Origin of the sequence: Nonomuraea purpurea, assembly GCF_042650645.1 — a bacterium.
Lineage (GTDB): Bacteria > Actinomycetota > Actinomycetes > Streptosporangiales > Streptosporangiaceae > Nonomuraea > Nonomuraea purpurea.
The window spans coordinates 1-12,913 of sequence record NZ_JBHSBI010000024.1 but is presented as its reverse complement, the minus strand read 5'-3'; the positions used below and the strand labels follow the sequence as shown (position 1 = coordinate 12,913).

The 12,913-nt window shown below is 69.2% G+C and carries 12 protein-coding genes, 1 tRNA gene and 1 other RNA gene; 7 read left to right on the top strand and 7 right to left on the bottom strand.

Going from position 1 to position 12,913, the window contains the following annotated elements:
- Position 1: 1 nt before the first annotated feature.
- Positions 2-640, top strand: a complete 639-nt coding sequence (locus ACFOY2_RS36830; RefSeq protein WP_379532741.1) for a LysE family translocator — start codon at positions 2-4, stop codon at positions 638-640.
- A gap of 3 nt (positions 641-643) precedes the next feature.
- Here the strand turns inward: ACFOY2_RS36830 and ACFOY2_RS36825 are convergent, their stop codons facing one another.
- Positions 644-1,039 carry a hypothetical protein gene (locus tag ACFOY2_RS36825; protein ID WP_379532740.1) on the bottom strand — a complete coding sequence of 132 codons (396 nt, stop codon included), beginning with the start codon at positions 1,037-1,039 and terminating at the stop codon, positions 644-646.
- A gap of 196 nt (positions 1,040-1,235) precedes the next feature.
- Here ACFOY2_RS36825 and ACFOY2_RS36820 point away from each other — a divergent pair, with 196 nt between their 5' ends.
- On the top strand, positions 1,236-1,937 hold the full coding sequence (locus ACFOY2_RS36820) for a helix-turn-helix domain-containing protein (protein ID WP_379532739.1): 702 nt from the start codon (positions 1,236-1,238) through the stop codon (positions 1,935-1,937).
- 58 nt (positions 1,938-1,995) lie between these two features.
- Positions 1,996-2,541, top strand: coding sequence for a dihydrofolate reductase family protein (locus tag ACFOY2_RS36815; RefSeq protein WP_379532738.1), 546 nt, complete (start codon positions 1,996-1,998; stop codon positions 2,539-2,541).
- 23 nt (positions 2,542-2,564) lie between these two features.
- On the opposite strand, the gene ACFOY2_RS36810 is transcribed toward ACFOY2_RS36815, so the two are convergent.
- Complete coding sequence (locus tag ACFOY2_RS36810) at positions 2,565-3,218, bottom strand: DUF402 domain-containing protein (protein ID WP_379532737.1); 654 nt, start codon at positions 3,216-3,218, stop codon at positions 2,565-2,567.
- Positions 3,219-3,302: 84 nt separating this feature from the next.
- Positions 3,303-4,244 carry a quinone oxidoreductase family protein gene (locus tag ACFOY2_RS36805; protein WP_379532736.1) on the bottom strand — a complete coding sequence of 314 codons (942 nt, stop codon included), beginning with the start codon at positions 4,242-4,244 and terminating at the stop codon, positions 3,303-3,305.
- 95 nt (positions 4,245-4,339) lie between these two features.
- On the opposite strand from ACFOY2_RS36805, the gene ACFOY2_RS36800 reads away from it, so the two are divergent.
- Complete coding sequence (locus ACFOY2_RS36800) at positions 4,340-5,212, top strand: LysR family transcriptional regulator (RefSeq protein ID WP_379532735.1); 873 nt, start codon at positions 4,340-4,342, stop codon at positions 5,210-5,212.
- Positions 5,213-5,266: 54 nt separating this feature from the next.
- Here ACFOY2_RS36800 and ACFOY2_RS36795 read toward each other — a convergent pair whose 3' ends face one another.
- Positions 5,267-6,049: a class I SAM-dependent methyltransferase gene (locus ACFOY2_RS36795; protein WP_379532734.1), complete on the bottom strand. Its 783-nt coding sequence runs from the start codon at positions 6,047-6,049 to the stop codon at positions 5,267-5,269.
- Positions 6,050-6,273: 224 nt separating this feature from the next.
- Between ACFOY2_RS36795 and ACFOY2_RS36790 the strand changes: the two genes are divergently transcribed.
- Complete coding sequence (locus tag ACFOY2_RS36790; protein WP_379532733.1) at positions 6,274-7,035, top strand: class I SAM-dependent methyltransferase; 762 nt, start codon at positions 6,274-6,276, stop codon at positions 7,033-7,035.
- Positions 7,036-7,259: 224 nt separating this feature from the next.
- On the opposite strand, the gene ACFOY2_RS36785 is transcribed toward ACFOY2_RS36790, so the two are convergent.
- Positions 7,260-7,344 (bottom strand) — tRNA-Ser (locus ACFOY2_RS36785).
- Positions 7,345-7,430: 86 nt separating this feature from the next.
- Here ACFOY2_RS36785 and ffs point away from each other — a divergent pair.
- Positions 7,431-7,526, top strand: an RNA gene (ffs, locus tag ACFOY2_RS36780) — signal recognition particle sRNA small type.
- Between the two features lie 31 nt (positions 7,527-7,557).
- On the top strand, positions 7,558-9,873 hold the full coding sequence (locus ACFOY2_RS36775) for a DNA polymerase III subunit gamma and tau (protein ID WP_379532732.1): 2,316 nt from the start codon (positions 7,558-7,560) through the stop codon (positions 9,871-9,873).
- 165 nt (positions 9,874-10,038) lie between these two features.
- Here the strand turns inward: ACFOY2_RS36775 and ACFOY2_RS36770 are convergent, their stop codons facing one another.
- Both ACFOY2_RS36770 and iscB read right to left on the bottom strand, forming a co-directional pair.
- Positions 10,039-11,472 (bottom strand): helix-turn-helix domain-containing protein, encoded by a 1,434-nt coding sequence (locus ACFOY2_RS36770; protein ID WP_379532731.1) that lies wholly within the window; start codon positions 11,470-11,472, stop codon positions 10,039-10,041.
- Positions 11,473-11,559: 87 nt separating this feature from the next.
- On the bottom strand, positions 11,560-12,913 hold a 1,354-nt coding region (gene iscB / locus ACFOY2_RS36765; protein ID WP_379532730.1), incomplete at its 5' end, for an RNA-guided endonuclease IscB.

The following is a 12,913-nucleotide window of genomic DNA, read 5'->3' as shown; positions in this document are numbered from 1 at the left end:
TATGACAGCTGGCTTGATCGGGATCGCGCTGGTGTCCCTGGGCATGGTCCTCACCCCGGGGCCGAACATGGTCTACCTGGTCTCGCGTTCGATCTCCCAAGGCCGCCGGGCGGGCCTGATCTCCCTCACCGGCGTCTTCCTCGGCTTCACCCTGTACCTGACGGCGACCTGCCTCGGGTTGACGGCCGTCTTCGCGTACGTGCCGGCCGCGTACACGGCGCTCAAGCTGGCCGGCGCCGCCTACCTGCTCTGGCTGGCGTGGAACGCCGTCAAACCGGGCGGCGCCTCGGCCTTCCAGCCGCGTGAGCTCGACATCGAGCCGCCGCGCAAACTGTTCGCGATGGGCCTGCTCACCTGCCTGCTGAACCCCAAGATCGCCATTCTGTACCTGTCGCTGCTCCCGCAGTTCATCGACCCGGCCATGGGGCACGTGCTGCTGCAGAGCCTGGCGCTCGGCTCGGTGCAGATCGTCGTCGCCACGACGGTCAACGGCCTGATCGCGATCTCGGCCGGCGCACTGGCCGCGTTCCTGGCCCGCCGTCCGGTCTGGATGCGGGTCCAGCGCTACATCATGGGCACGGTGCTCGGCGCGTTCGCCGTCCTCATGGCGACCGACCGTTCCAAGGCGATGGTGACCTGAGCCTCAGCGGTTGAACCACATCGCGGACGACGGCCTGCACAACTGCGCGACCACGATCCCGGCCAGCACCACGCCCAGCACCCTGCCGACGTTGACGCCGCCCGTGAGCGCCCAGATCCCGGCCCCGATCTGCAGGGTCTCGACGACCAGCCCGCAGACGCGCACCCAGCCGCGGCGGCTGGTCGTCCTGTGCGCCAGGAACCCGGGCAGCACGATCGCGGCCGTCGAGACCAGCAGCGTGAACACCAGCGCGCCGTCGACGACGCTCAGCGGCGCGCCGCCCAGCAGCACGAACAGCAGGAACAGCCCGATCAGCCCCAGGGACGCCTGGATCCACATGCAGATCCGCGCGATGGCCACGGAGGGCGGCATCGCCTCGACGCCGTAAGCCTCGGACATACAAGCCTCGCAATCGGGGAGGCGTTGATGACGCGCTGAGCATAGGTCTGCTCGGCCTGGTTATGCACGCGAAAGCCGCATAAGTGTCACCCATGCGAACCTCAGGACATTGGCCGCCTTCCCCGTGCCCAAGACGTGAACACGACAGCTTATGATCCGGATTCAGCGGCTGTCGCGGGCGAGAGGGATGACGCGGATGGGGTTGGAGGTCGAGAGCCGGTCGTCCGACTCGCCGTACATCGAGCGGGTGTGGCGCAGCAGCAGCTCCGAAGTCGACCGGATGACGTCGATCGCGGCCACCCGTCTGGACCTGGTCTTCTGGGAGCACCGCGGCCACGTCAACGCGGCTGTTCACGGGCCGGAGACGAAGGCGAGCCCGGCCGCCGTCCCAGAAGACGCCACGTTCTTCGGGATCACTTTCTCGCTCGGCACGTCGATGCCGCATCTTCCGATCAATCGGCTCGTCGACGACTTCGTGGACATCCCCGACGCGACGCGCAGATCGTTCTGGCTGAAGGGGTCGGCCTGGCGGCTGCCCGACTACGACAACGCCGAGGCGTTCGTCCGGCGGATGGTGCGCGAAGGCATCGTCGACCGCGATCCGATCGTCGCCGCGGTGCTGCGCGGCGCGGCACCGGAGGTGTCAGAACGCACCATCCAGCGGCGATTCCTGGCGGCGACAGGACTTTCTCGCGGCGCCGTCCGGCAGATCGAGCGTGCCAGGCGGGCCGCCGTTCTGATCCAGGACGACGCGCCGATCCAGGACGTGATCCACCGGCTCGGCTACTTCGACCATCCACACCTGTCGCGGTCGCTGACCCGTTATATCGGGCGGACGGCCACGCAACTGGGCGACAGGAATCCGTCGCAGCCGCTGTCGCTTCTGTACAAGACCTGAACGCCCACTCCCGCCTACTCTTCCAACCGTCTCACCCTGATGACGAAGGAACCGAGCGATGGCGAAGATCATCTCAAGCTTTTTCATCTCCCTGGACGGCGTGGTCGAGTCGCCGGACCAATGGCACTTCCCGTACTGGAACGATGAAATGGGCGCCTTCGTCGAGGCGGGCATGCAGAGCGCGGTGGCCATGCTGATGGGCCGCAAACTGTACGAGGAATGGTCCGCGTACTGGACGAGCACGGACGCCGACCAGGAGATCGCCAAAGCCTTCAACGACGTCCGCAAGTACGTCGTCTCCAGCACCCTGGAGAAGGCGGACTGGAACAACACCACCGTCATCTCCGGCGACGTCGCGGCCAAGCTGCGCGAACTCAAGAATGAGATCGACGGCGACATCCAGATGTCCGGCTCCGCGACGACCGTACGCCGGCTGCTGGCCAACGGGCTGCTCGACGAGCTGAAACTGCTCGTCCACCCGATCGCCGTCGGCCGAGGGCAGCGGCTCTTCGAGGACACCCCGACCCATCCGCTGAAGCTGGTCACATCGGAAACGTTCACGACCGGCGTGCTCAACCTGACCTACGTCCCGGACGCTCGCTGACCGTCTGTCGCACGGTCGTATCGTCAGAGCAGACGCCGGACGTCATCGGGGAGCACCGGCACCTGCCACGTGTGGTGCGCAGGCGGTGACCAGTCGTGCGAGAACGGTCCCTGCCGTGACTCGATCATTCCGACGACTTCCTCGCGAGCCTCGGTGACACGCCGATGCGCCTGGTCGTCGACCAACCCGAGTCTTCGGCCGTGCTGATACTCGTCCTCATCCTTCCACCGGAAACGTGAGCAGTCCGGCTCGACGATCAGGTCCACCAGGAGATCGAAGGTGTCGATGCCCATGCGGGTGCGCTGTTTCGGCAGGTCGAAGTCCACATACCAGGCACGCGGCCGCAGCTCCGCGTCGAAGTACTGCCGTACGGTGAAATAGGCGTCCAGGCCGTACCAACTGCGCACCGTCGTATCGCGCCAGGCCCACCACCCGAGCTCCCAGCTACCCGACGCCAGCTCATTGATCGTCCGCTCCCGGTGAAGCCCACCGTTCAGGAACGAGTCAATCCAGGTGGTCGACACCAACGCGCGCAGACCGGGCCAGTTCGCCACCACGAGGTACTCATCGTCGTCCTGGAGCACCCGATACGGCATCGCCGTCCACACCTTGCCGTTCCACACATGGCGCCGCACCACGGTCGCACCCGGCTCGAAACGTTCGGACTCGATCGTCATACACCTGATCCTGCACTGCCGGGTGGCGCATGCTCGGCAAGGCATGCGGCGGCGCGGCGCTCTTTGGTCGTCCGGGGCGATTGTTCAAGAATTTCGCAGGATGACCTTGCCGACGGTGCGGCGGGCCGCCAGGTCCGCCAGGGCCACGCCGGCCTGCGCGAGTTCGTACTCCCCGCCGTTCAGTGGGCGTAGCCGTCCAGAAGCGGTGAGCTCGATCAGCTCGGACAGCGGGGACGCGGCGGTGCTGCCGGGCAGGCGCAGGTGGGCGCCGAGCCAGTATCCGCCCACCGCGATGTTGCGCTCGGTGAGCAGGCCGGGGTCGAGGGGCTTCGGGTCGGTGCCACCCGAGGTTCCGTAAGTGATCAGGCGGCCGAACGGAGCGAGCGCGTAGGGCGCCGCGTCGAACACCGGCCCGCCCACGGCGTCCAGCACCACGTCAACCGGGGCGCCGCCGTTCGCCTCGATCACCCGTTCCGCGTAGCCGTCCGCGGCGCCGTCGATCGCAGCGTGAGCGCCGAGACCCAGCACCAGATCGCGCTTCTCCGCAGTGGACGCCGAGCCGATCACGCGCCCAGCCCCGAACTCCTTCGCAAGTTGCACCGCCAGATGGCCCACCCCGCCGGCGGCTGCGTTGACCACCACGCTTTCGCCAGGTGCGATCCGCGCGGCCGCACGAAGGAGATGCCACGCGGTCAGGCCCTGCACCAGCAGCGCCAGCGCGGCTCCCGCAGGCAACTCCTCGGGGATCTCCACCGCGTCCTTCACCAGCGCCTTCGTCGCGTAAGCGCGGGCGGCGAAGGCGAGCACCCGGCGACCGTCCACGGTGCGGCCCACAACCTCGCTGCCCGGGACGAACGGAAGCTCGGGCGGCAGGTACGAACCCTGGAGCCGCTCGACGTCGGCGAAATTGAGCCCGGCGGCTTCGACGTCCACCAGGATCTCGCCGGGGCCCGGCACCGGGTCGGGCACCTCGGCCAACGTCAGCACCTCGGGACCGCCACGCCGTTCAGCACGCATCACTTTCATGCGGCAGACGCTAGATGAGATGAATAGGCCCAGCCAGCGGATGCAGTTTCTGGATTGCGCGGAATGTATGAAGACTCTTCATACGTTGCGCTGCCATGAACGATCTGACGGCGGCGGAACTGCGCGTCCTCATCGCCGTGGACGGCGAGGGCACCGTGTCGGCGGCTGGGGCACGGCTGGGGCTGACCCAGTCGGCGGTCTCACACGCCCTGCGTGCCGCCGAGCGGAAGCTGGGAACCGTACTGTTCCACCGAGGGCGCGGCGGCGCCCAGGCCACCGCTGCGGGGGAGGCCGCGGTCGGCCACGCGCGGCACATCCTGCGGCTCATGGAGGTCATGAGGGCCGACACGCACACCGCCGCCCGCGGCGAGGCCACCGGAACCATCCGGCTGGCCGCGTTCCGCAGCGCCGCCTTCCACCTGCTGCCGCGCGTGCTGGTGCGGTTCGGGCAACGTCACCCCAAGGTCACCGTGGACGTGCGCATCGTGCCGGACCTGGGCAGGGGCATCGCCGGCGAGGTGGCCGACGGGCGGGCCGACGTGGGCGTCGTCTCTCTGCCGGTGTACGTGGAGGGGCTGGTCTGCAAGGAGCTGTACGACGAGCCGTACGTACTGGCCTACCCGGCGGGACACCCGGATCCGCGCTCGCTGCCCATGATCGACTGGCACGAGAACTGCTCGGGCGAGACCCGGCGCTGGCTGGCCATGCAGGAGTGGATCCCGCCCGGCGACATCACGGTCGAGGACGACGGAGTGGTCATGTCGATGGTCGGCCACGGGCTCGGCGCGGCGATCGTGCCGCGGCTGTCGACAGTAGACGCCCCACCCAAGGTCGCCACGACCGAACTCGGGGACGGCGCCCCGCTACGCCGGGTGGGCTACGTGACAACCCGCGAACTGACCGGGTCGGCACTGATCCGCGACCTGCTCACCGAACTACGCACCCTCCGGGCACCAGCGGGCACGTGACAGATCTGGGAAGGGCTTGTGCCGATGATCGCGGCACAACCCCTTTGAGTAGGGTCAGCGTCCGGGGCGCCTGGCGACCAGCACCTCGGTGGCCAGTTTCTGTTCCCACTGGCCTGTGGGGTTGTCGGCGAGGAGCGCTCGTCGCAGTGTCTTGACGAAGGCGGGCAGATGGTCGCCGAGCCTGGCGGGCGAGCTGTAGGAGTAGGAGAGCTGGAGCCCGACCAGTCCGTCTACGTTCCAGGTCAGCCGTCGGCTGAACACCCGGGATTCCAGGCTGCTGAAGGGAGAGGCGGCCAGCATGTCGTGGTGGTGCTCGTCGGTGGCGTGGAAGGCGTTGGCGGCGGTGTGGATGTCGAGGCCGAATTCCTCGCATACCTGCCTCTCGACAGGCTGCCAGGGTTGCGCGTCCGGTTGCCACGGCTCTCCCTGCTGCCTCGCCGGGCCGATCAGAGCTACTGCGCCACGGGGCGGCAGCAGCTCGTCCAGCTCCATCAGTACGGACCTGCGGTCCATCCAGTGGAACGACCGGCCCATCACCACGTGCTCGAACGGCGGCAATCCCCGGAGAACGGTTGAGTCGCCGTGCACCCAGGCGATGTTGGTGACGTCCTCGACCAGGCGCCTACCCTCGGCGAGCATTTCCCGCGCCGGGTCCACCGCGAGTACCGCCTTCACCCGCCGGGACAGCGGGATCGCGATCGTTCCTGGGCCACAGCCGAGATCCAGCACCCGGCTGTCCGCGCCGAGTGTTTCCGCCAGGTGCTCGATCGCCGCCTGGCCGTAGCCTGGGCGGAATTTGGCGTAGTACGGCGCAGCGCCGCCGAACAGGTCCTCCACGGATGGGACAATAGACGAGCTCCAGGGCTCGGATCCGAGCAAAGGACCTCTCGTTCGGGGACAGCAGGGACAGCCACCTCTGGGGTGTCCCCGAACGCTCTCTAAGCGGCCTGGCCGAGGTTCGCTTCGGGACGGCCATGCCCGGGATCAGCGGTGCAGCCCGATTGGCGCCGTAACACGAAAAGCAGTGGCCGCGCGGGTTCGGGCGCACATACGTTCGCCCAATGATTGACGCAAATTTCGGGCATCCGCGCCTCGCCGCCATCTACGACCCACTCGATCCGGACCGCAGCGATCTCGACGCGTATCTCGCGATGGCGGAGGAGTTCGGCGCGCGGTCCGTGCTGGACATCGGGTGCGGTACGGGCGTGTTCGCGCTGCTGCTCGCCGAGCGCGGGATTACGGTCACCGGGATCGATCCCGCGCGGGCATCCGTCGACGTCGCGCGTGGCAAGCCGGGCGCGGAGCGGGTGCGCTGGCTCGACGGCGACGCGGGGGACCTGCCGCCCATGCAGATCGACCTGGTGACGATGACCGGGAACGTCGCCCAGGCGATCGCCGATCCGCAGGCATGGCAAACGACGCTGCGCGGCGCGTACGAGGCGCTGCGGCCCGGCGGGCGGCTTGTTTTCGAGACACGCGATCCGGCGCAGCGCGTGTGGGAGGAGTGGGCGGAGTGGACGCGCGAGACCACGTACCGCATGACGGACATCCCGGGCATCGGCCACGTTGAGACCTGGGGCGAGCTGACGGACGTGAGCCTGCCGCTGGTGAGCTTCCGGGGTACGCACGTGTTCGCTGCGGACGGGGACGTACTGATCTCGGAATCGACACTTCGCTTCCGCGAGCGCACGGAGATCGAGCGGGACTTGCACGAGCACGGCTTCGTCGTCGAGGACGTACGCGACGCCCCCGACCGGCCGGGCAAGGAGTTCGTGTTCGTGGCGCGGCGCGATAGCGCGGAGCCCGTCCCTCCGTCCTCATGATCTCGGGGGTTCCCGAGCGAACCGTGATGGCGATCAGTGGCGCGTCGGTATCAGCACGTCACCGACGGCATCCGGAAGACGGTGGCAAAGCAGGTTGACAGCCTGTTCTGGGAGCCCGATGAGGAGGCAAGGAAGCCTCCGACGAGGCCAACTGAGACTCGAATAGCAAAAGGGGCCGACTTGGATGGGGTCGGCCCCTTTGCGTTTACTGCCTCAACCAGGCGCGGAGGATAGGGGATTTGAACCCCTGAAAGGTTGCCCTTTACACGCTTTCCAAGCGTGCGCCCTCGGCCACTAGGCGAATCCTCCGCCGACGAGCTTACCGGACTTCTGGACATGTGCAGACCACGTTTTTCGGAGTGGAGCGAGCACTGCCGGGTCCGGCTAGACTGTGCAGGGACCCCTCGCGCGGCGTCATCCTGTGAACCTCCCCAGGGCCGGAAGGCAGCAAGGATAAGCGGGCTCTGGCGGGTGTGCGGGGGGTCTCTTCGTTGAGAGCCCCCTCGCAGGCGGGATGGTCGTATGAGCCTTGCGCTTTACCGCAGGTACCGACCCGGGACCTTCGCCGAGGTCAAGGGTCAGGAGCACGTCACAGACCCGCTGCGGCAGGCGTTGCGCACGGGCCGTATCAACCACGCCTACCTGTTCAGCGGGCCTCGCGGATGCGGCAAGACCTCCAGCGCCCGGATCCTGGCGCGTTCTCTCAACTGCGAGCAGGGCCCGACGCCCGACCCCTGCGGCGTCTGCGAGTCGTGTGTCGCGCTCGCCCCGACGGGTCCGGGTCACCTCGACGTCATCGAGATCGACGCCGCCTCGCACGGTGGCGTTGACGACGCGCGCGATCTGCGTGAACGGGCCTTCTTCGCCCCCGTCTCGGCGCGTTACAAGATCTACATCATCGACGAGGCGCACATGGTGACCCGCGAGGGTTTCAACGCGCTGCTCAAGCTCGTCGAAGAGCCTCCGCCGCACCTGAAATTCATCTTCGCGACGACCGAGCCGGAAAAGGTCATCGGCACCATCAAGTCGCGTACGCACCACTATCCATTCAGGTTGATGCCGCCCGCGACGCTCCGTGCGTTGCTGGAGGAGATCCTCACCTCCGAGAGCGTGCCTTTCGAGCCGAACGCCCTCCCCCTGGTCGTACGCGCCGGGGCGGGCTCCGCGCGTGACTCGCTGTCCATCCTCGACCAGCTCCTCGCCGGGGCGGAGGAGGACGGCATCACCTACGCCAAGGCCGTCTCCCTGCTCGGTTACACCGACGGCGACCTGCTCGACGAGGTCGTCAACGCCTTCGCCGCCCGCGATGGCGGACAGGTCTTCGGTGCCGTCCACCGGGTCATCGAGGGTGGCCACGACCCCCGCCGCTTCGCCTCCGACCTGCTCGAACGCTTCCGAGACCTGGTCATCCTGGCCAACGTTCCCGAGGCGGCCTCCAGTGGCCTGCTCGACCGTCCCGCCGACGAGCTGGAGCGCCTGGTTCAGCAGGCGTCCTCGATGGGGCCCGCCGAGCTCTCGCGGGCGGCCGAGGTGTTCAACGCCGGTCTCACGGAGATGCGCGGCGCCACCTCGCCGCGGTTGCTGCTTGAGCTGATGTGCGCCCGTGTTCTTCTGCCGGGTGCCGCGCAGGGCGAGGAGGCGCTGCTCGCCCGTCTCGAACGCCTCGAACGCGGCGGCGCCGTCGCCCAGATGGCCGCGCGGGCCGCCTCCGGACCGCCCGCCTCGGTGCCCATCCCGCGACCTGGTGCTTCGAGCGGCGGGGCGCGGGTTCCGTCGGCGGGGGATACGGGCGCCCAGAGTGACGACACCGCGGGCCGGCCTCAGCCGGCCGGAGTCGGTTCTGCTCCGGCGGTGGCCAGGTCGCAGGCGAGTACGGCGGCCGAGGACTGGCCGGAGGCGGCTCGTCCCGGCGCTCCGGCGGCGAGCTCGCCGTCCACAGGCGATTCCGGCAGTCCACCCCCTTCTGGCGGGGCGGCGCACGCGTCTCCTGCGGGTGGTGGGGCCGGCGCCATCCAGACACAGTGGGCCGCCGTGCTGGCCGCGCTCAAGCAGCGCAGCATCGTCGTCTGGGCCAACGTCAGCACGAACGCCCAGGTCGTCGGCGTGGAAGGCAACCTGGTCACGCTCGGCTTCGCCCAGGTCGGCGCGATGAGGAACTTCACGGGCGGTGGCAAGGACGCCGTGGTGGCCACCGCGCTGGCCGACGTGCTCGGCGGCACATGGCGGGTCGAGGCGGTCGTCGGCGGCTCGCCCGCTCCGTCGCAGTCCCGTGGCCCTTCGCGCCCACAGCCGCCGTCGCCGGGCCAGCCCGCCGCTCCGCAGGCATCGACGAGCACTCATGGGGCGCAGGCGTCGACCAGCCCGCAGGGGACACAGGGGGCGAACGCCCCCTCGCAGGGACGTACAGCCTCACACGGCGGGGGCGGGCAGCAGGACCCAGGGCAGCCTCCGGCCGACCCCTCCGGACCACCGACCACGGACGAGTCCTGGCCGGAGGCCCCCGACGATCTCAGCCCCGCTTCGCCGCCCGGCCCCGACCCCACCCACACCGTGCCCGCCTCTGGAGCGCCGGTGGGCGCGGGCCTGGCCGCAGCACGATCGGCGGCCAAGGCGGCCGCCCAGGCGGGCCCCCGCCTCCAACCGGCCCGTGGCGGCGCGGCGACGGCCCGGGGGGGTGCGACGGCATGGCCGGAAGCGATCCCGGGCCGAGGCAAGTCCCCTGAGGACGACGTCGACCCGCTCAACGACGCCGACGCCGACGTGGACGTGGTCTCCGGCATGGCCCTGCTGCAACGCGAACTGGGCGCCCAGGTGATCGGCGAAATCGACCGCACCTAGACGGACCGATAGGGGATCGGCGCGCTCAGGGCCCAGTTGGAACCACTTAGGGGGCCAAGAGGGCGACGTTTCGGTCTTTGCCTGTCACACCTGAGGGGCGTTGAACGGACAGATGGTCGTGACGGCGGCGGGTGGCGGTGTGCCGTGCGAAGCCGTACAAAATGATCATAGAAGCAACCGAGACCGAGCAACGGCGGAACGGGCATCGGTGGAGGGCAGGGCGGCGAGCCGTTCGAGGATTTCGTAGTCGTCGCGGCCGTTGGCCGTCTGGGCGTAGGCCCACAGGTGGTCGAGGGAGCCGTGACGCAGCAGGCAGGCTCTCACCTGCGCCTCCAGTTCGTCGCGTTCGCGGCGGATTTCCGGAGACTCCGACCGGACGAGCAGCGGCCCCGCGTACGCGCGGGCCAGCGCGCCCGCGTCCCCGGCCGCGACATGGCGGCGTAGATCGAGGAAGTCGGCTTCGAGAGGGCAGGCCAGCCGGTACGGTTTGGCCGCGATCGCGTTGCCGAGCTGGGCCCGCAGCCGGTGGATCTCGGCGCGGATCGTCACCGGGTTGCCGTAGTCGCCGTACAGGTGGAACGAGAGCTGTTCGGCCGTCAGCCCGTGCGGGTGCAGGGCGAGCAGGGTGAGGATCTCGGCGTGGCGCAGTGACAGGGGCCGGTCGAGGTCCCCGAGCTTGGCCGAGGGGGTGCCTTCGCCGAGGAACGACAGGGTCAGGGCCTGGGGCGCGGCGGACGGTGCGGGCCGCAGCAGGAAGCCGCCCGAGAAGGATTCCAGCAGGGCCGTGCTGCCGTCGCGGAGCACCATGCGGGTTCCGGGGAGGGTGGGGGCCGGCACCTTGACGCGTTCACCGAGGCGGCCTGAAGGGTCGCCGGAGATGACGCGTCCGGTGGACGACAGCAGGACGCCGGGCCGGCCGCGCAGCGACTCGTAGCGGCGGCGCAGGCGTACGTCGCGTTCGTACATGCGGAGCGCGAGCTGGGTCTCCGCGAGCTTGGCCGTGGCGGCGACCAGGGCGACGGTGGCGGGGTGCAGGTTGCGGGAGGTGCCGCTCACGTCGACGCAGCCGATGACGCGGCCCGAGTCGGGGTCGGTGATCGGGGCGGCGCTGCAGGACCAGATGTGCAGCACGCGCATGAGGTGCTCCTGCGAGTACACGTGCACGGGCCGGCCTGTGGCGAGCGCGGTGCCGATGCCGTTGGTGCCGACGCTGTTTTCGGCCCAGTGGTGTCCGTCGGCCAGGCCGATCTGGTCGGCGCGGCGCAGGACCGTGTGGTTGCCCTCGCGCCACAGCACTCGCCCGTCACCATCCGTGACGATCATGATATGTCCGGTCTGTTCGGCCAGGCCGCAGAGCGTCTTGGCGAGCAGGGGGATCAGCGATTGCAGCGGGTGCGCCTCGCGGGCGTCCGTGATGCTCGAACGGTCGAGGACCAGGGGCGCGCTTTTCCCTTCCGGATCGATCCCCGCTTCCAGGGAGCGGCGCCACGAGGCGGTGATCAGTCGTCGGGGCGACTCCGGCCAGATCTGACCTGTGGCCGCGGCTTCGCGCGCGCTGCGGAGAAGGCGGGTGTACGCGTCGAGGTGGGCGTAACTCATCAGAAGCTCCCGTGGATACCCCAGCGTTCACACCAGGGAGGAAAAGGGAACGGGAAGGCGCTCAAGGTCCTGAGCGTGCCCTGAGGTTCACCGTTCAATGGTGCTCTCCTCCCTTGTCGTGTAGCCGTAACCGTCGGCTCTTTGGAGCAGACGGATGTGCTTGTGGCTGATGCCCTGGCGGGTGCCGGTCTCGGTGGTGACGTTGAAGGAACCTGTGGCGCGGACGGCGACCCGTCCGGTGTGGACTCCGGTGTTCTTGCCTGTGGCGACGGTGGCGCGGACGAGGTCGCCGGTGGCGAACCCGTGGACGTGCTTGATCCGGGGAAGTCGCAGGCGGGGGAACCCGTACCGGTTGGTGCGGGTTCGGCTGTAGCTGCCGCGTCCGGTGGCTTTGACGACCAGGATGCGGGCCGGCCAGCCGGTCACCTGCGCGAGTTCGCCGACGTGCAGCGCGTCCAGGGTGTGGGATTTGGGCGCGTTCGTGCGGGAGCGGTTCCACTGGGTACGCCCGCCCGAACCGGTGGCCACGGGCAGGGTTGTCGCTGTCAGGGCCCGCCACAGCGTCCAGCGGGTGCTGTTGACCGCCGCGGCGTCCCGCAGCGAGGCCTTGGCCTGCCTGAGAACGCGCGCCAGCAGTGCGGGCTTGCCTTGCAGGAACTCTTCGACGGGTGTGGTGTTCTTGGCCTGGTTGCACAGCTCGCATGCCAGCGTCAGGTTGGAGATCCGGTCAGAGCCGCCCCGGGCCTTGGGACGGATGTGCTCGATCTGCAACGGCGTCCCCGCCGCGCCGCAGTACACGCAGGTCCGGCCCCATTTCTCCAGCAGGTATTGGCGGGCCTCGTATCCGGCCAGTGTGCCCTGCTGGTACTCGATGCCTTCCAGCGGCCGGCCCGCCGACAGGGCGTGCGTGTCGAAGGCGACACGCTCGACGTGGACGGCGCGCACGGGCGCCCACCGCCGCAACCGGGCCATCCACGACATGGTGGTGTCCACGCGGTGCCGCAGCGACGGCGCGAGCCAGCCCTCGGGCCTGGCGCGGTTGAGGAATCGAGGAGCGCGGTAGCGCAGGTTCCGCGACCTCCTGCGCCGCCGGTAGGCCGAGCGGGCGGTGAGCTTGTCGCGGATCGCCGCGCCCCGATGGTCGAGTTGAATGCCGTACTTCCCGGCACGACTGCCGCCGCGTTCAGTGAAGACGGCGATACCGGTGTGCCTGGAGCCGGGGTCGAGACCGACCTCAACGCCGGGAACGGTGGACCCGGCTACGGTGCGGTCGATCAGGCGGATGACGAACGGGGTGTGCCGGACCACCACCGCCCGGCCCGCTTTGAGGATCTGCCGGGCCCGGCCGGGCCGGCACGGCTGCAACGGTTTCCCGCCGCGATCGAGCACGAAAACATGCAGGTCTGTAAGGACCTTTCCGCCCTTGTCGGACTGCTCCGAG

Excerpts from the sequence above, each read along its gene's own strand:
- ACFOY2_RS36790 (WP_379532733.1), top strand. The coding sequence starts at position 6,274 with ATGATTGACGCAAATTTCGGGCATCCGCGCCTCGCCGCCATCTACGAC.
- ACFOY2_RS36805 (WP_379532736.1), bottom strand. The coding sequence starts at position 4,244 with ATGAAAGTGATGCGTGCTGAACGGCGTGGCGGTCCCGAGGTGCTGACG.
- ACFOY2_RS36820 (WP_379532739.1), top strand. The coding sequence starts at position 1,236 with ATGGGGTTGGAGGTCGAGAGCCGGTCGTCCGACTCGCCGTACATCGAG.
- ACFOY2_RS36810 (WP_379532737.1), bottom strand. The coding sequence starts at position 3,218 with ATGACGATCGAGTCCGAACGTTTCGAGCCGGGTGCGACCGTGGTGCGG.
- ACFOY2_RS36830 (WP_379532741.1), top strand. The coding sequence starts at position 2 with ATGACAGCTGGCTTGATCGGGATCGCGCTGGTGTCCCTGGGCATGGTC.
- ACFOY2_RS36775 (WP_379532732.1), top strand. The coding sequence starts at position 7,558 with ATGAGCCTTGCGCTTTACCGCAGGTACCGACCCGGGACCTTCGCCGAG.
- ACFOY2_RS36815 (WP_379532738.1), top strand. The coding sequence starts at position 1,996 with ATGGCGAAGATCATCTCAAGCTTTTTCATCTCCCTGGACGGCGTGGTC.
- ACFOY2_RS36825 (WP_379532740.1), bottom strand. The coding sequence starts at position 1,039 with ATGTCCGAGGCTTACGGCGTCGAGGCGATGCCGCCCTCCGTGGCCATC.
- ACFOY2_RS36800 (WP_379532735.1), top strand. The coding sequence starts at position 4,340 with ATGAACGATCTGACGGCGGCGGAACTGCGCGTCCTCATCGCCGTGGAC.
- ACFOY2_RS36770 (WP_379532731.1), bottom strand. The coding sequence starts at position 11,472 with ATGAGTTACGCCCACCTCGACGCGTACACCCGCCTTCTCCGCAGCGCG.